The 21,549-nt window shown below is 66.6% G+C and carries 22 protein-coding genes; 15 read left to right on the forward strand and 7 right to left on the reverse strand.

Annotated elements, in window-relative coordinates:
* The first annotated feature begins 82 nt into the window (after positions 1-82).
* Positions 83-571 carry a MarR family winged helix-turn-helix transcriptional regulator gene (locus BLR19_RS11430; RefSeq protein WP_052247700.1) on the forward strand — a complete coding sequence of 163 codons (489 nt, stop codon included), beginning with the start codon at positions 83-85 and terminating at the stop codon, positions 569-571.
* Here BLR19_RS11430 and nth read toward each other — a convergent pair.
* Positions 568-1,314: an endonuclease III gene (nth, locus tag BLR19_RS11435; protein ID WP_091751058.1), complete on the reverse strand. Its 747-nt coding sequence runs from the start codon at positions 1,312-1,314 to the stop codon at positions 568-570. The two genes, BLR19_RS11430 and nth, sit on opposite strands and share 4 nt — an antisense overlap.
* Positions 1,311-2,642, reverse strand: coding sequence for a flavin monoamine oxidase family protein (locus BLR19_RS11440; RefSeq protein ID WP_091751061.1), 1,332 nt, complete (start codon positions 2,640-2,642; stop codon positions 1,311-1,313). The genes nth and BLR19_RS11440 overlap by 4 nt, the downstream gene beginning before the upstream one ends.
* Before the next feature lie 122 nt (positions 2,643-2,764).
* On the opposite strand from BLR19_RS11440, the gene BLR19_RS11445 reads away from it, so the two are divergent.
* The 5 genes from BLR19_RS11445 (at position 2,765) to BLR19_RS11465 (ending at position 7,362) form a co-directional block, all read left to right on the forward strand.
* Entirely contained in the window at positions 2,765-3,850 is a 1,086-nt protein-coding gene (locus BLR19_RS11445) for an HlyD family secretion protein (protein WP_091751064.1), read from the forward strand.
* Complete coding sequence (locus tag BLR19_RS11450; RefSeq protein WP_091751066.1) at positions 3,847-5,457, forward strand: DHA2 family efflux MFS transporter permease subunit; 1,611 nt, start codon at positions 3,847-3,849, stop codon at positions 5,455-5,457. Before BLR19_RS11445 ends, BLR19_RS11450 begins: the two co-directional genes overlap by 4 nt.
* Complete coding sequence (locus BLR19_RS11455; protein ID WP_091751068.1) at positions 5,457-6,074, forward strand: TetR/AcrR family transcriptional regulator; 618 nt, start codon at positions 5,457-5,459, stop codon at positions 6,072-6,074. The genes BLR19_RS11450 and BLR19_RS11455 overlap by 1 nt, the downstream gene beginning before the upstream one ends.
* 47 nt (positions 6,075-6,121) lie before the next feature.
* Positions 6,122-6,895 (forward strand): creatininase family protein, encoded by a 774-nt coding sequence (locus BLR19_RS11460; protein ID WP_091751071.1) that lies wholly within the window; start codon positions 6,122-6,124, stop codon positions 6,893-6,895.
* 92 nt (positions 6,896-6,987) lie between these two features.
* Positions 6,988-7,362 carry a phasin family protein gene (locus BLR19_RS11465; protein WP_255366616.1) on the forward strand — a complete coding sequence of 125 codons (375 nt, stop codon included), beginning with the start codon at positions 6,988-6,990 and terminating at the stop codon, positions 7,360-7,362.
* On the opposite strand, the gene BLR19_RS11470 is transcribed toward BLR19_RS11465, so the two are convergent.
* The 3 genes from BLR19_RS11470 to ftsY form a co-directional block, all read right to left on the reverse strand.
* On the reverse strand, positions 7,359-7,973 hold the full coding sequence (locus BLR19_RS11470; protein ID WP_091751077.1) for a MarR family winged helix-turn-helix transcriptional regulator: 615 nt from the start codon (positions 7,971-7,973) through the stop codon (positions 7,359-7,361). The genes BLR19_RS11465 and BLR19_RS11470 overlap by 4 nt on opposite strands.
* A gap of 98 nt (positions 7,974-8,071) precedes the next feature.
* On the reverse strand, positions 8,072-8,692 hold the full coding sequence (locus BLR19_RS11475; protein ID WP_091751081.1) for an inner membrane-spanning protein YciB: 621 nt from the start codon (positions 8,690-8,692) through the stop codon (positions 8,072-8,074).
* A 1-nt stretch (position 8,693) separates the two neighbouring features.
* Positions 8,694-9,629, reverse strand: a complete 936-nt coding sequence (gene ftsY / locus BLR19_RS11480; RefSeq protein ID WP_091751084.1) for a signal recognition particle-docking protein FtsY — start codon at positions 9,627-9,629, stop codon at positions 8,694-8,696.
* Between the two features lie 393 nt (positions 9,630-10,022).
* Here ftsY and BLR19_RS11485 point away from each other — a divergent pair, with 393 nt between their 5' ends.
* The 5 genes from BLR19_RS11485 to BLR19_RS11505 all read left to right on the forward strand — a co-directional run bounded on the left by BLR19_RS11485 (position 10,023) and on the right by BLR19_RS11505 (position 14,719).
* A complete protein-coding gene (locus tag BLR19_RS11485; protein ID WP_091751087.1) occupies positions 10,023-10,235 on the forward strand; it encodes a ParD-like family protein in 213 nt (70 codons plus the stop codon).
* Positions 10,232-10,999: a type I methionyl aminopeptidase gene (gene map, locus BLR19_RS11490; protein ID WP_091751090.1), complete on the forward strand. Its 768-nt coding sequence runs from the start codon at positions 10,232-10,234 to the stop codon at positions 10,997-10,999. The genes BLR19_RS11485 and map overlap by 4 nt, the downstream gene beginning before the upstream one ends.
* A gap of 88 nt (positions 11,000-11,087) precedes the next feature.
* Positions 11,088-13,127, forward strand: a complete 2,040-nt coding sequence (locus BLR19_RS11495) for an NAD(+) synthase (protein ID WP_091751364.1) — start codon at positions 11,088-11,090, stop codon at positions 13,125-13,127.
* Positions 13,128-13,337: 210 nt separating this feature from the next.
* Positions 13,338-13,562, forward strand: a complete 225-nt coding sequence (locus BLR19_RS11500) for an alkylphosphonate utilization protein (protein ID WP_039245979.1) — start codon at positions 13,338-13,340, stop codon at positions 13,560-13,562.
* Positions 13,563-13,603: 41 nt separating this feature from the next.
* Positions 13,604-14,719, forward strand: a complete 1,116-nt coding sequence (locus BLR19_RS11505; RefSeq protein ID WP_091751093.1) for a CobW family GTP-binding protein — start codon at positions 13,604-13,606, stop codon at positions 14,717-14,719.
* Between the two features lie 61 nt (positions 14,720-14,780).
* On the opposite strand, the gene BLR19_RS11510 is transcribed toward BLR19_RS11505, so the two are convergent.
* Both BLR19_RS11510 and BLR19_RS11515 read right to left on the reverse strand, forming a co-directional pair.
* Positions 14,781-15,836, reverse strand: coding sequence for a 1,9-bis(guanidino)-5-aza-nonane synthase (locus tag BLR19_RS11510; protein WP_091751096.1), 1,056 nt, complete (start codon positions 15,834-15,836; stop codon positions 14,781-14,783).
* A 213-nt stretch (positions 15,837-16,049) separates the two neighbouring features.
* Positions 16,050-17,315, reverse strand: coding sequence for a type III PLP-dependent enzyme (locus tag BLR19_RS11515; protein WP_091751099.1), 1,266 nt, complete (start codon positions 17,313-17,315; stop codon positions 16,050-16,052).
* 229 nt (positions 17,316-17,544) lie between these two features.
* Between BLR19_RS11515 and BLR19_RS11520 the strand changes: the two genes are divergently transcribed.
* The 4 genes from BLR19_RS11520 to phnE all read left to right on the forward strand — a co-directional run bounded on the left by BLR19_RS11520 (position 17,545) and on the right by phnE (position 21,512).
* Positions 17,545-18,774 carry a DUF2254 domain-containing protein gene (locus BLR19_RS11520; RefSeq protein ID WP_091751102.1) on the forward strand — a complete coding sequence of 410 codons (1,230 nt, stop codon included), beginning with the start codon at positions 17,545-17,547 and terminating at the stop codon, positions 18,772-18,774.
* Between the two features lie 106 nt (positions 18,775-18,880).
* Complete coding sequence (phnC, locus tag BLR19_RS11525) at positions 18,881-19,690, forward strand: phosphonate ABC transporter ATP-binding protein (RefSeq protein WP_055808912.1); 810 nt, start codon at positions 18,881-18,883, stop codon at positions 19,688-19,690.
* Positions 19,687-20,703 (forward strand): phosphate/phosphite/phosphonate ABC transporter substrate-binding protein, encoded by a 1,017-nt coding sequence (phnD, locus tag BLR19_RS11530; RefSeq protein ID WP_055754543.1) that lies wholly within the window; start codon positions 19,687-19,689, stop codon positions 20,701-20,703. Before phnC ends, phnD begins: the two co-directional genes overlap by 4 nt.
* Positions 20,700-21,512 (forward strand): phosphonate ABC transporter, permease protein PhnE, encoded by an 813-nt coding sequence (phnE, locus tag BLR19_RS11535; protein WP_045809538.1) that lies wholly within the window; start codon positions 20,700-20,702, stop codon positions 21,510-21,512. Before phnD ends, phnE begins: the two co-directional genes overlap by 4 nt.
* Positions 21,513-21,549: the final 37 nt, after the last annotated feature.

The raw sequence follows: 21,549 nt of genomic DNA on the forward strand, positions 1-21,549 counted from the left end.
CCTGGGGGAGAATATTCCTCTGCGGTCTAGCTTTAGCCGCCTTAAAGCCGCAACGCCGCCCGCTGGTTCCATGAGGTCATATTTGTCGCAACGCCCGCACCTGCTGTCGTCAGATCAGCGCAGCGCCCTTCAGCTCGACGTCGCCATGACGCTGATGGTGACGGCCAAGCGATGGAAGTTACGTGTCGCCGATCTGTTCCGAGAGTCCGGACACACGGGCGCGCCGACCGTAGTGCTTTATTTCCTGGCGGACGAGCCCAAGGGCCTGACGCTTTCCGAGTTGGCGAACAGGATGGAACTGTCCGGCGCGTCGCTCACCCGTCTGGTGCAAAGACTCGAGAAAGACGGCATGGTCAGCCGGCGTCGGATGATTGGAGATGGCCGGTCATGGCTGATCCAGATGGAGCCAGCCGGGCGCGCCGAAATCGAGGCGTTCGAGATCCATGCCGCGGCCATGCGCGAACGAATGTTTGAAGGCGTTTCGGACGAGGATATGGCTGCCGCACTTCGCGTCCTGAAGGCCTTAGCCGAGAAGCTGACCCACGGCCCCGACGCCGCTCCGGGGATCTAGCCCGCCGCCTCGCCCAGCGCCATCAGGCCCGCCCGCGACGGGCACAGGTCGGCGATGATGCAGGACAGGCATTTGGGTTTGCGCGCCGTGCAGGTGTAGCGGCCGTGCAGGATCAGCCAGTGGTGCGCCTTGGGCAGCCAGTCCTCCGGCACGACCTTGAACAGCTGGGCCTCGACCTTGTCCGGCGTCCCGGCATTGGCCAAGCCCAGCCGGTGCGAGACGCGAAAGACGTGGGTGTCCACGGCGATGGCCGCCTCGATCCCCAGCTCGTTCAGCACCACCGAGGCCGTCTTGCGACCCACGCCGGGCAGGGCCTGAAGATCGGCGCGGTTGAGTGGGACCTCGCCGCCATGCTGCTCCAGCACGATGCGGCTCAGCGCGATGACGTTCCGCGCCTTGCCGCGATAAAGGCCGATGGAGGCGATGTAGGGGATCAGCCCCTCCTCGCCCAAGGCCAGCATCTTCTCCGGCGTGTCCGCGACCTTGAACAGCCGCTCGGTCGCCTTGTTGACCGAGATGTCCGTCGCCTGGGCCGACAGGGCGACGGCGACGACGAGGGTGAAAGGATTGGAGAAATCCAGCTCGGTCTTGGGCTCCGGCATGACGCCGGACAGGCGTTCGAAGATCGCCTCGACACGGTCCTCATCGGGCGGCCAACGCAGCACGGGGATGGCCGCCCCGGTCATCACGGCCGGGCGTTTGGCGGGCTTGGCGGCGGGCTTTCTGGCCTTGGCGGGCTTCATGCCTCGCTGTCATCCTCGGGGCGGCGCGGGTCAAGACCCAGGCCCTTGAGCGCTTGGGCGGTCAGGGCGGCGTCGGCGGCGCGCTCGCCCTCCATCCAGGCGCCGTGGGCCGTGCCGTAATAGACCGGCGCCGTGGCTTCTCCCGCCAGGAAGATTCGGTCCTCGACCGACGTGCGCAGCTTGGCTCGATCCGCCGCATGGCCCGGCAAGGCGTGGGAATAGGCGCCGCGCGACCAGTGATCGACGCCCCAGCCGCTGACCGCGACCGCCTCCAGCCGCCGGCGCATGTCCGATCCCAGAGCCGCGACCAGTTCGGACACGGCGAAGTCGAACAGGGCGGCCGGCCCCTGCGCCTCCAGCCCCCAGGCCAGGTCGGCGCCGAAATAGGCCTCGATCATCGGCCGCCCGAAGGGCCGCAGGTGATAGCCGCCGGTCTCGGCCGTATCGGTGCGGGTCCACAACTGGGTATCGGGCTGGAAATCGCCGGCGCCGCGCACGGTCATATGCACTTTGGACGCCAGGCCCAGCGGCACGCCCGTCGTCGCCTCGAGCAGGGCCGGAACCGGCGGATCGATGCGGATCGTCTCGCTGGAGATCAGGCTGTTGGGCACGGTCAGGATGACGATCCGCGCGGTCAGCTCGCCGCGATTGGTCTCCAGCCGCAACACTGGTCCGGAACGGTCGATGCGGTTGACGGCGCAGTCCGTGATCGTGATGGGCGACACAGCCTCGCCCAGCCGGGCGATCAGGCGGCCATAGCCTTCCCGCACCCGCCAGTTCACGCCCGTGTCGCCATAGGCGTCGTAATCCAGGCTGGACACCTCGGCGAACCGCGCGCCGTTCAGGGCGCCGGAGATGGCGTCCATGCGAGGGTTCCAGCGACAGTCGGGATCGAAGAAGTCCGACGCCGGGCGATCCTCCCCCACACCCGCGCGGACGAGCGACGCCGCCTCGGTCACCCGCTGGTCGAAGGCGGCGAAGGCCTCGCCGAACTCGGCCTGATCCGCGCGGGTCATCTCGTGATCGAAGGCCTGGGTGCGCCAGGGCGGCGGCGTCTGGTCCAGCGTCAGCCCCTCGGCCTCAACCCGTCCGGCCAGCACATTGTCATCGGCCGAATGCAGCCAGCCGCAGCCCATATCCAACCCTTCGCCCTCGGCCCGAACCGTCCAGGCGCGCCCGCCGATCCGGTCGCGGGCCTCCAGCATCAGAACCGACAGGCCGGGTCGCATCAGACGACGCGCGGCGGCGATGCCGGCGGCGCCTGCGCCGATCACCACGACATCGACCTGTGACGGCAGCGGCTGGGAGGCGGAGATGCGGGCGTTCATGGCGTCAGGACATACACGAAAACTGGTCGTGATCGGCGCCGTCCCGATCGCCTATTGATTTTTGGACGGCGGGGTCCATTTTAGCGCCGCTTCAAAACGCCGCACCTCCCCCCGGATATTCCATGTCGCCTGAACTCAAGAAACGCCTGCCGCTGTTCGCGGCCGCCCTTGTCGGCTTGGCCCTGATCGTGGGCGGCGTCATCTGGTGGGTGAACGGCCAGCGTTGGGAGAGCACCGACAACGCCTTCGTCCAAGCGGACACAACCCTGGTCAGCCCGCAACTGTCCGGCCGGGTCACCGAGGTTCTAGTGGGTGACAACCAGCGGGTCGCGGCAGGCCAGATCCTGGTCAAGCTGGACGATTCCGACCAGAAGGCCCAACTGGCACAGGCCGAGGCCAATTTGGCCGCCGCCATCGCCGCCGTCGGCCATGTGGACGCCCAGGCCGAGCAGGAACAGGCGACCATCGCGGCCCGCGCCGCCTCGGTCGCCCAGGCCAACGCCCAGGCCGGCCTGGCCCGCGCCGAGGTCGATCGTTACGGCAAACTGGCCGAACAGGGCTGGGTCTCGCAACAGCGCATCCAGACCGAGCGCGCCTCGGCCGCCACCGCCGCCGCCAGCGTCCAGCAGGCCCAGGCTGCCCTGGTCGCCGAACAACGCACCGCCGGCGTGTTGGGCTCGACCCGTCAGCAGAGCGTCGCCGCCGTCGAACAGGCCCGCGCCGTGGTCGAACAGGCCCGCATCGCGCTGGAGCGCACCGTCATCCGCGCCCCGGTCGCCGGCGTCGTCGGCGCCCGCAGCGTGCGGCCCGGCCAATACGTCAACGCCGGCACGCAACTGCTGTCGGTCGTGCCCCTGACCAACACCTACATCGTCGCCAACTTCAAGGAGACGCAGCTGGACAAGGTGCGCCTGGGCCAGACCGTCGAGATTTCCGCCGACGCCTTCCCCGGCCGCAAAATCGAGGGCCGCGTGGACAGCTTCGCCCCCGCCACCGGGTCCGAGTTCGCCCTGATCCCGGTCGAGAACGCCACGGGCAACTTCACCAAGATCACCCAGCGCGTGCCCGTCCGCATCGTCGTCAGCGGGGCAGACCGCAGCCTGGCCCTGCGTCCCGGCCTGTCGGTGGACGTCAAGATCGACCTGAAGAGCCAGGGCGGCCAGAGCTTCGCCGAAGCCGCCACGACGACCGGAGCCGCAGGCCAGTGACCGCCGCCAACCCCGCCGCAGATGGCGGGGCCCCCGTCGCTCAAAAGGGCCCCGTCGCAGGCCATCCCGAGATCAACTGGACCATGCTGCTGCTGGGCTTCGCCGGTATGGTGGTGGGCCAGTTCATGGCCATTCTGGACATCCAGATCGTCGCGGCCTCCCTGCCCCAGATTCAGGCGGGGGTCGGCGCCTCGGCCGACGAGATCAGCTGGATCCAGACCGCCTATCTGATCCCCGAGGTGGTGATGATCCCTCTGTCGGGCTTCCTGTCGCGGCTGTGGGGGACGCAGCGGCTGTTTCTGGTCTCGTGCGCTGGCTTCGTGCTGATGAGCATCGCCACAGGTCTGTCGTCGTCGATCGACATGATGATCCTGTTTAGGGCCATCCAAGGCTTCGTGGGCGGGGCCATGATCCCGACCGTCTTCGCCGTCGCCTTCACCGCCTTCCCACCCGACAAGCGCGTCACCGCCAGCGTGGTCATGGGCCTGATCGTCACCCTGGCGCCGACCGTCGGGCCGACTCTGGGCGGGCACCTGACGGAGTGGCTGAGCTGGCGATGGCTGTTCTTCATCAACGTCGGGCCGGGTCTGCTGGTGCTGTTTCTGGTCGGGCGCTACGGCAACTTCGACAAGGGCGATCCGTCGCTGGCCAAGGGCTTCGACTGGTGGGGCCTAGGCCTGATGGCGGCCTTTCTGATGTCGATGCAGTTCGTGCTGGAAGAGGGCGCCAAGAACGACTGGTTCGACGACACCCACATCCTGCTGTTGACCATCGTGGCGGCGGTCGCCGGACCGATCTTCATCTGGCGGTCGCTGACCTATCGCCAGCCGATCGTGGAGTTGCGCGCCTTCGGCAATCGCAACTTCCTGGTCGGTTTCATCATGACCTTCATCGTCGGGTTCGCCCTGTTCGGCGGCACCTTCCTGCTGCCGCTCTTCCTGGGCCGCGTGCTCGGCTATTCGTCGTCAGAGGTCGGCACCACCATGGTCGTGTCCGGCCTGGCCATGTTCGCCACCGGCCCCTTTGCTGGACGACTGGTGCGCAAGCTGGATGCGCGGGTGCTGATGTTCGGCGGCTTCATGCTGTGCGCCTGGGGGATGTGGGAGGCGCGCGTCGTCACCGATGACTGGGGCTTCTGGAACTTCGCCTCGGTCCAGGCCTTCCGCGGCGTCGGCGTTATGCTGGCCATGATCGCGTCCCAGCAGGTGACGATGGCGACCCTGCCGCCGCACATGGTCAAGAACGCCTCGGGGCTGGTCAACCTGTCGCGCAACGTCGGCGGCGCCTTCGGCCTGGCGATCCTGAACACCAGCCTGACGTCCAACACCGCCCTGCACATGAGCGAACTGACCAGCGCCATCGGTCAGGGCGACCAGGCGATGCGCAACATGATGGCCGGCATGACCCAGCGGTTCGCCGGCTCCATCGATCCGGCCGCCTCGGCGATGAAGGCCATCTATGGGATGTTGCAGAAACAGGCGACGACGATGGCGTTCGGCGACGCCTTCGCCCTGCTGGCCATCCTGTGCGCGGGCGCGGCCTTCGTCACCCTGGCCGCCCAGCCGGTGAAGGCCCAGGCCGGCGCCCCGCCTTCGGACGTCCACTGATGGCGCGCCGTCTCGGGCAGGTCGATGAACGAAAGAGCGAGGCGATCCTGGACGCCGCCGCGACCCTGTTCGCCGACAAGGGGCTTCAGGCCAAGATGGACGAGATCGCCAAACTGGCCGGCGTCTCCAAACAGACGGTCTACAACCGCTTCGCCTCCAAGCTGGAGATCGCCCAGGCCCTGGCGTCCAAGCGGGTCGAGGACATCGTCGCCCCCCTGCGCGGCGCCGGTGATCCGCAGACGGTGCTGGAGAACTTGGCCCTGACCTTGTTGAACCGGGTGTGCAGCGGCGACAAGGTCGGCTCGATGCGCGGGGTCGCCCTGGTCTCGGTCGAGGCGCCTGACATCGCCCACGCCATCTATGAGGCCGGTCCGCGTCGCAGCCTGCGTGAACTGGGCGCCTGGCTGGCGGAACAGACGCGGCTGGGCCGGATGAGCGTCGCCGATCCGGAAGAGGCGGCCGAGATGTTCGCCGGCCTTGTGCTGGGCCACGGCCATCTGCGCGCCATGCTGGACGTGCCGCAGCTGGAGGCCGACAAACGCGCAGGCCGCGCCAGAGAGGCCGCGCGCATCTTCATGGCCGCCCATCCGCCCGCCACGGCCGCCAAGACTTCCTGAGCCTGGCGCGCTACAGTCGTTCCATCCTGTCGCTTGAGACCGCCTTCATGCTGATCCACCTGTCCTCCTGGCCCGAAATCGATGCGCGATTGAACGACGGCGGTCCGCTGTCCAGGACGGTGGTCGTGCCCATAGGCTCCAACGAGCAGCACGGACCGACAGGGCTTCTGGGCACCGACTGGCTGTGCCCTGAGATCATCGCCCAGGCGGCCGAAAAGACCGACGCCAACCTGATCGTGGCCCCGACCTTCAACATCGGCATGGCCCAACATCACCTGGCCTTCGCCGGCACCATCAGCCTGCGCCCTTCGACCTTCATGGCCGCGATCACGGACTGGGTCTCGTCCCTGAGCCGTCACGGGTTCGAGCGGATCTACCTCCTGAACGGCCACGGCGGCAACGTCGCGACCATCGAGGCGACGATCTCGGAAATCTACGCCGAGTGGAGCTTCGTCGAGGACAGGCCGCCGTTCATCCTGAAGCTGAAGAACTGGTGGGACCTGCCCGGCGTCAATGGCCTGTGCAACCGCCTGTTCCCGACCGGCCACGGCATGCACGCCACCCCGTCCGAGATCGCGGTGACGCAGGCCGCTTATCCCGAGCGGATCAAGACTGCCGACTACAGCCCGCAGATCGCGCCGAACGGGCCGATCCGCGACGCCCTGGACTATCGCGCCCGTTTCCCCGACGGCCGGATCGGGTCGGACCCGGCCCAGGCCAGCCCCGAGAAGGGCCAGCAGATCATCGACGCGGCGATCCCCGCCCTGTTGAGCGACATCGCGGCCTTCGCCGCAGAGACCCAACCTGGAGGTCCTCACTGACCCGCAAAACCCCCACAGCCGCCAGCGCAGCCGTCGTCGGCGCCGAGATCCTGGCCGCCTCGGCCGAGGTGATCGCGGCCCGGACCGGGCTGATGGCGCAGGGCCTGACCAGCGCCAAGGGGCAGGACTTCAAGGAGCTGTCACTGATGAGCTCCGAGAAGACCGAGGCGGTGTCCGCCTCCGCCGACGCCTTGGCCGCCAGCGCCGGGGCCATCGGTCAGCGGCTTGGGCGTGTGGCGATGGACGAGGGCGCCCATGCCCTGCGAGCGGCGGCGGCCGTCACCCAGGCCCGCACCCCGGCCAAAGCGGCCGAGGCCCAGTTCAGCTATGCCATGGGCTGGTGGAGTCGGGCGGCGGCCCAGGCCATGACCCTGAACGGCGAACTTCTGAAGGCCCAGACCGAGGCTCTGGCCCCGATCCACAAGACGGCGACCGCCAATGCCAAACGGCTGCGCAAGACGCGCTAGGCCGGCTCCACCAGCTTCAACTTTGGCTTCTTGATCTTTGCGGGCTTGGCCGGACGGTCAGCCTTCTTGGCGGCTTTTTCGGCCTTGCGCGCTTCCTTCTCGACCGCCTTCAGCGCCTTCTTGGCGGCCTTGGCCTCGGCCTTGGCGGCGTCGGGAGCGGCGTCGGCGGCGGCGGCCAGATCGGCCAGTTGATTGAGGAAGGTCTCGCGCTGCCCCTTGGGCAGCAGGGCCATGATCCGCTTGTCGGCGGCCTCGACCAGCGGCCGCGCGGCTTCCAGACGGGCGGCGCCCTCAGCCGACAAACGCACCGCCTTGGCGCGCGCGTCCAGGGTCGAGCGTTCCCGCTCCAGAAGGCCCTTGCTGGTCATGCGCGTGACCAGATCGGCCAGGGTCGAGCGGTCGATGCCGGTCATGCGTACCAGTTCGGTCTGGGTCAGGCCGGCCTTGAGCGACACCGCCTCCAGCACCGCGAACTGGCGCTGGGTCAGGCCGTCGGCGCCGGTCTCCTCGGCATAGATGTCGAGCGCCAGCTGCAGTGCGCGGTGCATCAGGTGGCTGGGCGAGGTGGCCAGGGGCCCGACCTTCCTTGCCGCTTTTCCCGCCTTCACCATCGCGCCGCTCCCCTGAAGTTTCGTCCGAACACGTATCAGCTCTGCTTTACGATTTGACGGGGAAAGCGCGTCGGTTCCGTGACAGTTCCGCTTGCGGCCTAGAGCCCCGTGTCGGGCGAGACGGGCGTCGGCTCGTCGTCCTTGATCAGGTGCTTCATGATGAAGAAGACCTGCCAGACGCCGAACACGGCCGAGGCGATCCACAGGCCGCCGCGGAAGGCGACCCACGCATCATCCGACTGGGTGCGCCAGACGATCTCGTTGACGATGCAGACGGCCGCGAAATACAGGCCGTAACGCAGGGTCAACCCGCGCCAGCCTGCGTCGGTGATGCGGATCGCCTCGCCCAGCAGATATTTGAACGGATAGCGGTTCAGCGGCAGCGACCCCAGCAGCACGACCGCCAGCAGGCCGTTCTGGATCGACAGCTTGATCTTCAACAGGTTCGGATCGTGGAAGACGATGGTCAGCACGCCGAAGATCAAGGCGAAGCCGCCGGTCAGCAGCGGCAGGGGCGCCAGACGACGCTCGACCACATAGCCGACGATCAGGGCGATCAGCGAGGCGCCGACCAGGACCCACGTCGCCTGAACCAGGGCTTCCTGCCCGTCCAGACCGCGCGCGAACCGGTTGATCGCATAGGCGACCATGAAGGCCACGAGCGCGCCGAAATCGACGGCCTGGCGGATGTTGGAAGCCTTTTTCGGCGTCTCGGTCATGTCAGTCTTCCAGTCCCACCAGCGAGCGGGAGAAGGCGCGGGCGTCGAACGGTTGCAGGTCCTCGACCCCTTCGCCGACGCCGATCAGCATTAGGGGGGCGTCGGACGCCTGGGCCACCGGCACCAGCACGCCGCCGCGCGCCGTGCCGTCCAGCTTGGTCATGACCACGCCGGTCACGAAGGCGGTGCGGCCGAAGATCTGTTCCTGAGCCAGGGCGTTGCGGCCGACGGTGGCGTCCAGCACCAGCAGGGTGTCGTGCGGCGCCTCGGCATCGACCTTCTTCAGCACGCGGACGATCTTGAGCAGTTCGTCCATCAGGGCGGACTTGTTCTGAAGCCGGCCGGCGGTGTCGATCAGGACGACGTCGTAGCCTTCGGCCCGCGCCTTGGTATAGGCGTCGAAGGCCAGGCCCGCGGCATCGGCGCCGTCGCGACGGCTCTCGAAGTCGGCGCCGGCGCGCTCGGCCCAGACCTTCAGCTGTTCGCGCGCGGCGGCGCGGAAGGTGTCGCCGGCGACGATCATCACCTTGGCGCCCTTGCCCGTCAGGTCGGCGGCGATCTTGCCCAGGGTCGTGGTCTTGCCCGACCCGTTCACCCCCACGAACAGGACGACATAGGGTTTGGGGCCGGACAGGGGGTCGAAGGTCGCCTGGCGCGGCGACAGTTCGGCGGCGACCGCCTCGGCCAGGGCCTCCTTGACCTCGCGCTCGGGCGCGTCCTTGCCGAACTTTAGGCCGCGAAAGCGTTCGACGATCCGGGCCGAGGCGGCAGGGCCGAGATCGCTCTCCAGAAGATGCTCTTCCAGCTGCTCCAGCGACGCCTCGGACAGAGGCTCCTTGACGAAGGTGGCGACGACCTGATCGGTCATCTGTTTGGAGGAGCGCGAGAGCCCAGCGGACAGGCGCTGGAACCAGCCCTTTTTCGGCGTATCGTTCATGCAGTGGCTTTAGCGGGGGCGAAGGCCAACGTCATCCGCATTCGCGAAGGTCGTCCCCGACGTTTCAGACGGTCGGCGACAAAAACACCGTCTAATTCGTCTAATTGATCTGAAATCGAGACCTCCCTGTTAGCGTGAGTGCGAAGGCGAGGATTATAGGCCCGCGCAAAATCGACGATGGCGGAAGGCCGTGAGAAATTGGCAAACCGTTGAAAGCGCGAGGGTTGGAGCCGCCAGTTTGGATGGCTGTCGATCATTTTCTTCCGTCATCCTGTGCAAGCCTCTGGCGGCGCAGACGGCAGCGGCGAAGATCATCGAGCGGCGCTTGCGCTTGTGGAGCCGATCAACAAAGAATATGCGCTGCGCATACGTTTCATATAGAGCGAGAGTATCATGGGCATCGTCAATATCGAGGACGAACTGCACGAGCAGCTGCGGCGCGCTGCGAAGGCGTCCTATCGGTCGATCAACGCCCAGGCGGCGTTCTGGATCAGGATCGGCATGTTGTGTGAGATGCATCCCGGCGTGACGTTCCAGGAACTGGTGGCGCGCGAGTTGCGGGCGGCGGGCGTCGATGCTTCCGTGCCGACGGGCGCCGCCGCGTGATCAAGACGCCGGCCGAGATTGCGCTGATGGCCGAAGCGGGGCGACTGCTGGCCTCGGTCTTCACCCATCTGAATGCGATGACGCTGGAGGGGTTGAGCACGCTGGAAATCGACCGACGGGTCGAGGCCTTCATCGTCGACGAGCTGAAGGCGCGGCCGGCTAGCAAGGGTCAGTACGGCTATGGCTTCGTGCTGAACAGCTCGATCAACCAAGTCGTCTGCCATGGCGTGCCCTCGGCGGACGACATCCTGAAGAGCGGCGACATCGTCAATCTGGACATCACGCTGGAGAAGGACGGCTTCATCGCCGATTCCTCCAAGACCTATCTCATCGGCTCGGTGGGACCGCAGGCCCGACGGCTGGTGCGCACCACCTATGAGGCGATGTGGAAGGGCATTCAGGCGGTGCGGCCGGGCGCGAAACTGGGCGACATCGGTTTCGCCATCGAGAAACACGCCAAACAGGCCGGCTATTCGGTAGTGCGCGACTATTGTGGGCACGGCATCGGGCGCGAGATGCATGAAGCGCCGCAGGTGCTGCATTTCGGCAAGGCCGGGACCGGCGTAACCCTGCGCGAAGGCATGACCTTCACCATCGAACCGATGCTGAACCAGGGCGTGCGCACGGTCCTGACCGAGGACGACGGCTGGACCGTGGTCACCTCCGACGGAAAACTGTCGGCCCAGTTCGAACATACGGTGGCGGTGACCAAGGACGGCGTGCAGGTCTTGACCCTGAGGCCGGACGAGAAGCGGGGCGCATAGGCGCGCGAAGGAGAGTTTCCGTCCCTTCATCATTCGCGCCTATATGAAGGCCGACGACCGGCGCGGGCCGGGTGATGCGGACGATCCGATGGCTGATGCTCTGTTCCATTCTCCCAAGACCCACGGCTTTGTGCGCGTGGCGGCGGCGACGCCGGTCAGCCATGTGGGCGACCCCAGGGCGAACGGCCAAGAGCACGTCGCGCTGATCCGTCAGGCGGGGGGGCAGGGCGTGGACCTGATGGTGTTCCCCGAGCTGTCGCTGTCGGCCTATGCGATCGACGATCTGCATATGCAGGCGGCGCTGCTGGATGAGGTTGAGCGACAGATCGCCGTAGTGGCCGCAGCGACGGCCGAGGCGGATGTCGTGGCGGTGGTCGGGGCACCGATCCGCAACGGCGACGCCCTGTATAATTGCGCGGTGGTGATCGGTGCGGGCGAGGTGCTGGGCGTCCTGCCCAAGACCTATCTGCCCAACTACCGGGAATATTACGAGAAACGCTGGTTTGCGCCGGCGACGGCGCGCGCGGAAGACGTGCTCCGGCTGAACGGCGAGACGGTGGACTTCGCGCCGGGTCTGCTCTTCGAAGCGGTCAATCGGCCGGGCTTCGTCTTTTCGGTCGAGATCTGTGAGGACTATTGGGCGCCGCTGCCGCCCTCGACGAGGGCCGCATTGGCGGGCGCGCGGATCCTGCTGAACCTGTCGGCGTCCAACATCGTCATCGGCAAGGCGGACGAGCGGGCGATGCTGAGCGCCAGCCATTCGGCCCGGACGCTGTCGGCCTATGTCTTCGCCGCCTCGGGCTGGGGCGAGAGCACCACCGACCTGGCCTGGGACGGCCAGGCGACGATCCATGAACTGGGGTCGAAACTGGCCGAGGGCGAGCGGTTCGCCCTGGAGAGCCACCTGACGATCGCCGATGTGGACGTGGACCGGATCGGACTGGACCGGTTGCGTAACGGCACCTTCGCCGAGTGTGCGAGAAACGAAGGCGAGCCGGCGACGGTCGTGCCCTTCATGGCGCGCGAGGATCATGAGGCCAGCGAGCTGATCCGGCCGCTGGACCGGTTCCCCTTCGTGCCGGACGACGCCGGGCGGCTGGATCAGGACTGCTATGAGGCGTTCAACATCCAGGTCCAGGGGCTGATGCGCCGGATGACGGCGACGGGCGCCAAGTCGCTGGTGGTCGGCGTGTCCGGCGGGCTGGATTCGACCCAGGCCCTGCTGGTCGCGTGCCGCGCCTTCGACCGGCTGGATCTGCCGCGGACCAATATCCTGGGCTTCACCATGCCGGGGTTCGCCACCTCGGACGGGACCAAGTCCAATGCCTGGGCCCTGATGACCGCGTTGGGCGTCACGGGCGCAGAGATCGACATCCGCCCCGCCGCCGAACAGATGTTCAAGGACATCGGCCATCCCTACGCCGAGGGTCAGCCGGTGCACGACATCACCTTCGAGAACGTGCAGGCGGGCCTCCGGACCGACTATCTGTTCCGGCTGGCGAACCAGCACAGGGCCTTCGTGCTGGGGACCGGGGACCTGTCGGAACTGGCGCTGGGTTGGGCCACCTATGGCGTCGGCGACCATATGAGCCATTACAACGTCAACGGCGGGGTGGCGAAGACGTTGATCCGTCACCTGATCCGCTGGGTGGCGGCGGGCGACCTGATCGGCGCGGGCGCGCGCGACACGCTGCACGCCATTCTGGACACCGAGATTTCGCCAGAACTGGTGCCGGCCAAGGATGGGGTGATCCAGTCGACGGAAGGCACCGTCGGTCCCTATGCGCTGAACGACTTCTTCCTGTTCTACATCAGCCGGTTCGGGATGGCGCCGTCCAAGGTCGCCTTCCTGGCGCACCAGGCCTGGGGCGATGCGGGCGCAGGGCATTGGCCAGCGAATACGCCGGACGACGAGAAGGTCGAATACGATCTGGCGACGATCAAGGGCTGGCTGAGGAAGTTCCTGATCCGCTTCTTCCAGACCGCCCAGTTCAAGCGCTCGGCCCTGCCGAACGGACCAAAGGTGGTCACCGGCGGATCGCTGTCGCCGCGCGGCGACTGGCGTGCGCCGTCAGATGGGAACGCGCGGGTGTGGCTGGACGAGCTGGACGCAAACGTGCCGGACTGAACCGTCTCCTCCCCATTTTATGGGGAGGTGGCGCGGCGCTCTTGCGCCGTGACGGAGGGGCTGTGTCCGCATCGCAAGCCTTAGTGGGACCTCAAAGAGCCCCTCCACCGCTTCGCGGTCCCCCTCCCCGCAAAGCGGGGAGGAGACGATGCGTGAATTCCCATAGGTTGAGTGTGGATATTCGCCGAACCAGTCGCTAGAAGCTTGGCCATGACCGACGATGTGACCAAAGATTCCAACGGCAACCTCCTGGCCGACGGCGACAGCGTGACCCTGATCAAGGATTTGAAGGTCAAGGGATCGGGCGGGGTCACGCTGAAGCGCGGGACGCTGGTCAAGAACATCCGCCTGACCGGCGATCCGGACGAGATCGAGGCCAATGTGGAGAAGGTGCGCGGCCTGGTCCTGCGCACCGAGTTCGTGAAGAAGGCCTGACCCTCTTCCCTTCGAGCGATGCAGCCGCCATCTACCGGCCTATGACCGACACCCTCGCCGCCCCGACCTCGACCGCCGCCACGAATGGCAAGATCCCCGTCACCGTCCTGACCGGTTATCTCGGCGCGGGCAAGACGACGCTGCTGAACCGAATCCTCACCGAGGATCACGGCAAGCGCTACGCGGTCATCGTCAACGAATTCGGCGAGATCGGCATCGACAACGACCTGGTGGTCGGCGCCGACGAGGACGTGTTCGAGATGAACAACGGGTGCGTCTGCTGCACGGTGCGGGGCGACCTGATCCGCGTGGTCGCCGGCCTGATGAAGCGCCAGCGTCCCGGCAAGCCGGCCTTCGACGCCATCATCGTGGAGACGACCGGTCTGGCCGACCCAGGCCCGGTGGCCCAGACCTTCTTCGTGGACGAGGACGTCAAGGCCAAGACCCAGCTGGACAGCGTCACGACCCTGGTCGACGCCAAACATGTGATGGCGCGCCTGGATGACTCCAAGGAGGCGCGCGAGCAGGTGGCCTTCGCCGACCGGATCATCCTGAACAAGGTCGATCTGGCGACGGCCGACGAACTGAACGTGGTCGAGGCGCGTCTGCGGGCGCTGAATCCGCTGGCGCCCATCGTGCGGGCCGAACGGTCGAACGTGCCGCTCGATCAGGTGCTGGGCTTGGGCGCCTTCGACCTGGAGCGCATTCTCGAGGTCAAGCCGGACTTCGTGAACCCGCCGCATGGCGCGGACGGCCATGTGCATGACGAGCACTGCGGTCATGACCATGGGCATCATGACCACGATCACGACCACCATGATCACGGCCACAGCCATGGCGCGCGCGGTCACGCTCACCAGGACGACATCAAGGGCATCTCCCTGTCGATGGATCGGCCGCTGGACGGGGCCAAGTTCACCGCCTGGCTGGACCGGCTGCTGGGCGAGCAGGGTCAGAACATCCTGCGCGCCAAGGGCATCATCGACGTCAAGGGCGAGAACCGCCGCCTGGTCTTCCAGGCCGTGCACATGATCCTGGAAGGCGATCTGCAACGCGAATGGGGCGCCGCCGAACGCCGCTGGAGCCGCGCGGTCTTCATCGGCCGCGATCTGGACGAAGCCGAACTGCGCCAAGGCTTCGAGGCCTGCGCCGCTTGATCTCAAAGGTGGACTGACAGACGAAAGGCCGGCGGAGCAATCCACCGGCCTTTTTCTTTGTTCAGCCCCTCTCGAACAACTTGTTCCAGCGGCGCTTGTCGCGGGCCTTCCAAGCGCCGCGGTGGTAGGCGTCGGAGCCGATCAGGGGGACGACGGTGGTGGCTTCGGCGAAAACCATCTGTTCGTGGGTGGTCTGGACCTTACCCCACGAGGCCGCCTCTTTCAGCGTCGAGGACGAGCAGGCGCCATCGCGGACGTCGGCGACGGTGATCTGGACCGCATAGCGGTGCATCTCGGCCTCAACGCCGAGGATTTCGGCGCAGACGACCGTGTCCTGCGCGAAGTTCTTGGGCACGCCGCCGCCAACCATGAACAGGCCGGTCACGCCGGCGGCGATCTTGATGTCGGTCAGTTCGCGGAAGTCGGCGATGGCGTCCAGCATCAGATAGGGCTGGCCGGCGGCGGCGCGTTCCTTCTGATGTTTCACCAGACCAAAGCCGGCGGACGAGTCGACGAACGCCGGGCAGAAGATCGGCACGCCTTCTTCATAGGCGGTCTGGATCAGCGAGCCGGGCTTTTTCGCATTGCCCTCGCTCAGCCACTTGCCCATCTCCCAGATGAATTCGCGGCTGGAATAGCCGCGCGGCTCCAAGCGGTTGGCGATCTCCAGGATGGTGTGGTCGCAGGCCTGGAGCTCTTCCTCGTCGATGTAGGTGTCGTAGATCCGGTCGATGTAGTTGTCGCGCAGGACGTTGTCGTCCACCTCGCCGGCCGCCTGATAGTGTTTGAAGCCCAGGGCCTCGAAGAAATCCATGTCGACGATCGAGGCGCCGGTGGCGACCACGGCGTCGACCATGCCGAACTTCACCATGTCGCGATAGACGTGCATGCAGCCGCCGGCCGAAGTCGAACCGGCCAGGATCAGCCAGGGCGAGCAGTCCTTGTCCTCGATGGTCATCGAGAAGATGTCCGCAGCGCGGGCGGTGTCGCGCGACGAGAAGGACATCTTGCGCATCGAGTCGATGATCGGGCGCGCGTCGAAGCTGGTGATGTCGACGTGCTCGACGACATTCTGCAACAGCTGGGCCTTGGTGTTGGATTGAACGGGAGCGTTCATTTCGGCGGTTTCCCTGTGATTTGAGCGCCCGTCGAACAAGCAGACGTGCCGGGACGGAGCGACCGACAGGACCGATAGACGCCCAACCTTCAGCCGTCACCCTCGGACTTGATCCGAGGGTCGGACGTTCCGCCACGCGCTCCTCGCAGGGGAGACGCAGAGCGGCCGATCCTCGGGTCGAGCCCGAGGATGACGGTTACAGGTGCGGGCGTCCTACTTTCGGCGCGACTTGCGCTGACCGGCCTTACCCTTGGGGCGTGACAGGCGCACGACCTTGCGGGCGTTCTCTTCCGCCGTGGTGCGCACGGTGGGGATGGAACGCGGGGCCAGACCGTACAGCGAGGCCATCGGAGCGTCCTCGACTGCGGCGATGTCGTGTTCGCCATAGCCGTTGAAGCCCGTCGACATGGCCACTCCATAGGCCCCCAGCATGCCGATCTCGATGAAGTCGCCTTCGCGCACATCGGCCGGAAGCCAGAAGGGTCCCGGCATATGGTCGATGGAATCGCAGGTCGGGCCGTAGAACTGGAAGGCCTTCAGCTCGCCGGCGCTTTCACCGTCCCTCACGAGCTTGGTCGGGAAGGGCCAGCGCGAGTGGGTCGCGTCGAACAGCGAGCCGTAGGAGCCGTCGTTCAGATAAAGGGCGTCGCCCTTGCGCAGATCGACACGGGCCAGGATCGACGAGGATTCGGCGACCAGCGCGCGGCCGGGCTCGCACCACAGCTCGGTCGTTTCCGACACCGGCATCTCGTTGAAGCCGCGATGGATGGCGTCGGCGTATTCGCTCATGTCCGGCGGGACCATGCCCGGATAGACGGACGGGAAGCCGCCGCCGACATCGACGATATCGACGATCACGCCCGCACGGCTGATCGACCGGCCGACCTGGGCCATGGCGGCCTGATAGGCGGTCGGGCGCATGCACTGGCTGCCGACGTGGAAGGAAACGCCCATCAGGCCGTCCTTGACCGCCTGGCGCGTCGCCATCAGCAGGGCCGGCGCCTGATCCGACGAGACGCCGAACTTGCCAGACAGCGTGTAGGCGGCGCCGTCGGCCGAGACGGCCATGCGCACGATCAGGTTCAGGTCGTCCGCGCCGCCGGTGGCGTCGAGGATCTTGTTCAGCTCGTCGATGCAGTCGAGCGAGAAGGTGCGCACGCCGTGATCGAAATAGGCCTTGGTGATCGCAGCGCGGCTCTTGACCGGGTGCATGAAGGCCAGGCGCACGTCATGGCTGACCGAGCGAACCAGCTCGATCTCGGCGATGGACGCTACGTCGAAGCCGCGAACGCCGGCCTCGATCAGGGTTTCGACGACCCAGCGCGAAGGGTTGGCCTTCACAGCGTAGAAGACGTCGGCCTTTAGATTATCCTGGAACCAGCGCGCCGCTACGGAAACCGAACGCGGCCGCACGAGGGCGACGGGACGTTCAGGGGACCGCTCACGGACCAGGTCCAGGGGAAGCTGATACGTGCGCAATTCACGTAACCCCCTGCTAATTGTTAAACCCAGACCGGCGTTAGCGGCGCAGACAGGACCTACGGGGTCCGCCGGAGAGCGCGATATGGGGACGCGCGACTGTCATGTAAAGAGGTTTTTTCGTGGCGGGGCTTAGGTTTGACTGTCACAAATCCGCTCTGCGCCCTCCACGACACGATCCAGCGGCAACCTTGACCGTTCTGCGCCGTTGCGATGATCGGAGGGTTTCATGAACCGATGGCTGTTCTTTTGGCGCAAGATGCGGCGTCAGTTGTGGGTGCGCGCCACGGCCTATGCCGTCGCGGGCGTCGCCGCAGCCTTGCTGGCCGCCGCCCTGGCCCCCTGGGTGCCGCAGGAGATGGCCGAGCGTCTGGGCGGAGAGTCTGTAGAATCAATCCTGACGATCCTGGCTTCCAGCCTGCTGGGCGTGGCGACCTTTTCGGTCGGCGCCATGGTCACGGCCTATACGTCGGTGTCGTCGGCGGCCAGTCCGCGCGTCGCGGCCCTGGTCACCAGCGATGACGAAACCCAGAAATCGCTGGCGACTTTCGTCGGCGCCTTTCTCTACGCCATCGTCGCCGTCACCGCGATCAACGCCCATTATTACGGACAGAACGGTCGGGCGATCCTGTTCCTGATCAGCCTGGCCATGGTGGGTCTGGTGGCGTTTCGCCTCCTGGCCTGGATCAACCGCCTGTCTAGCCTGGCGCGGGTCGGTCACATGATCGATCTGGTCGAGGCCCGGGCCCGCGAGGCGCTGGAACAGCGGCGCGACAATCCGTTTGTGGGCGGGCGAGAGGGCCACCTCGAAAACGGGGCGGACGTGACAGCGCCGGAAACCGGCTATGTCCAGAACGTCGATCCCGATCGCCTGCAGGCCATGGCCGAGAAACGAGACTGCCAGGTCGAGGTGGTCGCCGCGCCCGGCGCCTTCGTGCGACGCGGGGAGGTCCTCGCCCGGATCAGCCTGCCGGCCTGCGACAAAGAGGCCCAGGACGCCTTCTGCTCCGCCTTCGCGATCGGAGACTCGCGCTCCTATGATCAAGACCCGCGTTTCGGCCTGATCGTTCTGGGCGAGATCGCCGCCAAGGCTCTGTCGCCTGGTATCAACGATCCCGGAACGGCCATTCAGGTGGTGTCGACCGGCGTGAGGCTGATGGACATCTGGGCCCGACACGGCGGGGAAGACGAGAAGCGGGCCCTGCGCGATCGCCTGATGATGCCGGGCGTCTCCGAAGACGATCTGCTCGACGATCTGTTCGGCCCGATCGCCCGTTACGGGGCCGGCGACGTTGCGGTCGCCATCAGACTGCAAAAAGGCTTGAGGGCGCTGGCCTCGATCCCTTGTCTGGCCGCACCAGTCCGGACGATGGCCGATCAGGCGCTTGAGCGATCGCGCGCCGCCTTGCCGATTCCGGCGGACTACGTCCGGGTGAAGGGTGCGGCAGAAGGCTCCTGAACGGCTCGGGTCTGGACGAGATTGCGCCCGACGTGCGATTAGGACTTGCCCGAGAGCGATTTCAGCTTATTGCGGCGCCCCTTCGCCATAGCCTCCTAGCGAGTTCATGAGTTCATCCGCAGCCGCCGCCGCCCCTGGGCTTGTCCTGGCGCGTGACGTGTCGAAGACCTTCGGATCGCGAAAGGCGCTGGACGGCGTCTCGATTTCCGTGGCCTCCGGCGAAATGGTCGCCCTGATCGGTCCGTCCGGTTCGGGCAAGTCCACCCTGCTCCGCTCCATCACCGGCCTGCAGTCGATCGACGCCGGCGCCGGCACCATCCAGGTGTTCGGCGAGACCGTGCAGAAGGACGGCCGGGTCACCGGCGCCGTGCGCAAGGCGCGCGGCAAGCTGGGCATGATCTTCCAGCAGTTCAATCTGGTCGGGCGACTGAGCCTGTTCTCCAACGTCATGCTGGGCGCGCTGGGGCGTCTGCCTGGATGGAAGGGCCTGCTGGGCCTGTGGCCCCAGGCGGACAAGGACAAGGCCATGGCGGCCCTGCACCGCGTCGGCGTCAGCGACTACGCCGCCCAGCGCGCCAACACCCTGTCCGGCGGCCAACAGCAGCGCGGTGCCATCGCCCGCGCCATCGTGCAGGGCGCCAAGGCCATTCTGGCCGACGAGCCCGTCGCCTCGCTGGACCCGGTGTCCGCCCGTAAGGTCATGGAATTGCTGGTCGAGTTGAACAAACGCGACGGCATGGGGGTGATCGTCACTCTGCACCAGGTCGACTACGCCATCCGCTACTGCGACCGCGTCATCGCCCTGCAAGGCGGCAAGATCGTCTATGACGGCCCGTCCACGGCGCTGGACCAAAAGCGCCTGATCGAAATCTACGGTCCCGAGTTCGAGGACGCGTTCTGGGAGACCAAGGCATGAGCCTGTCGCGCATTTCCCCCACCCGCCGTCTAATCGCCGCGGCCGGCGCCGCCGTCATGATCCTGGGCCTGGCGGCCTGCGGCGGCGGCGAGGACAAGAAGGCTGCGGGCGGCGCGCCCAGCGAGATCACTTTCTCGATCCTGTCCGCCGAAGGCCAAGCCTCGGCCGGCCCGCTGTGGCAGCCGTTGCTGGACGACATGTCCAAGGCCATCGGCGTGCCCGTGAAGCCCTATTTCGGTTCGAACTACACCGTCCTGGTCGAGGCCATGCGCGGCAACCACACCCAGGTGGGCTGGTTCTCGGCCAAGCCTGAGGTCGAGGCCATCGATCGCGCCAAGGCCGAAGTCATCGCCCGCACCGTCAACCGCGAGGGTCTGGACAGCTATCAGTCGACCCTGATCGTCAAGAAGGGATCGGGCATCACGCTGGATCAGGTCATGGCGTGCGGCAAGAAGTACAACTTCGGCATCGGCGACGCCCAGTCGACGTCGGGCACCCTGGCCCCGCTGACCTTCCTGTTCAATCCGCGCGGCGTGGTCCCCAGCCAGTGCTTCAAGACCGTGCGCTCGGCGAACCACCAGGCCAACGCCTTCGGCGTGGCGACCGGCGTGATCGACGTGGCGACCTCCAACAGCGTGAACACCATCTTCATGCGCAAGGAGAACCCGCAGCTGGCCGGCCAGATCGAGGAAATCTGGACCTCGCCGCCGATCCCCGAGAGCGGCATCGTCGTGCGCGAGGACCTGGATCCTGCGCTGAAGGAAAAGATCCGCAGCTTCTTCCTGACCTATGGCCAGGGCGAAGGCGCCGAGGCCGAGCGGCAGCGCAAGGTTCTGGCGGACCTGGAATATTCCCGCTTCACCGCCGCCGACGACAGCTATCTGGACCCGATCCGCGAAATGATCGCCGACCAGAAACTGGGCGAGGCCCGCGCCAAGGGCGACACGGCCGCCGCCGCCGCCGCCGAGCGCGAGCTTCAACGCCTGCGCAGCCTGCGTGAGGTCCGGCCTTGACCGCAGTCGCGTCTCCCGCCGTCGCGATTCCGGCGGCGCCCAAGAAGTCCGCCCTCGCCTGGGTCGCCGACGTCCTAGTCTGGGGCGGCGTGGCCGCCGTCCTGCTGTACAGCATCGACGCCGTCGATCTGGGCAACATCTCGCGCCTGTTCGCCGGCAACGACAGCACCCAGCTGTTCGTCCACGACCTGCTGCGTCCCGACTTCAGCGACTGGAAGATGTTCGTCGCCAAGATGTGGGAGACGGTGCAGATCGCCCTGTGGGGCACCTTCCTGGCCGTGATCCTGGGCATTCCGCTGGGTCTGGCGGCGGCGCGCAACATCGCGCCCGTCTGGGTCGTGACGCCGGTGCGCTGGATCATGAACCTGCTGCGTTCGGTGCCGGATCTGGTGATCGGCCTGTTGTTCGTCACCGCCGTGGGCCTGGGGCCTCTGGCGGGGGTTCTGGCCATCACCTTGAACACGGCCGGGGTTCTGGCCAAGCTGTTCTCGGAAGCGGTCGAGTCGATCGACAAGGGTCCGGTCGAGGGCGTGCGCGCCACCGGCGCCGGCAAGCTGCACGAGATCGTCTGGGGCGTCCTGCCTCAGGTCGCGCCGCTGTGGACCTCGTTCGCCCTATACCGTTTCGAATCCAACAGCCGGTCCGCGACCGTTCTGGGTCTGATCGGCGCGGGCGGCATCGGCCAGGTGCTGTTCGACAGCATGAACGCGTTCGATTTCCGCGCCGTCTCGGCCATCGTGATCGTCGTCGTGGTCGCCGTGACCCTGATCGACACCCTGTCGCAGGTAATGCGCCGCCGCCTGCTGTAGCGGCGGCGGTTCCCTTCGCGGGACTGTCATAATCCTC

Origin of the sequence: Brevundimonas sp. 374, assembly GCF_900102995.1 — a bacterium.
Taxonomy (GTDB): Bacteria; Pseudomonadota; Alphaproteobacteria; order Caulobacterales; family Caulobacteraceae; genus Brevundimonas; species Brevundimonas vesicularis_C.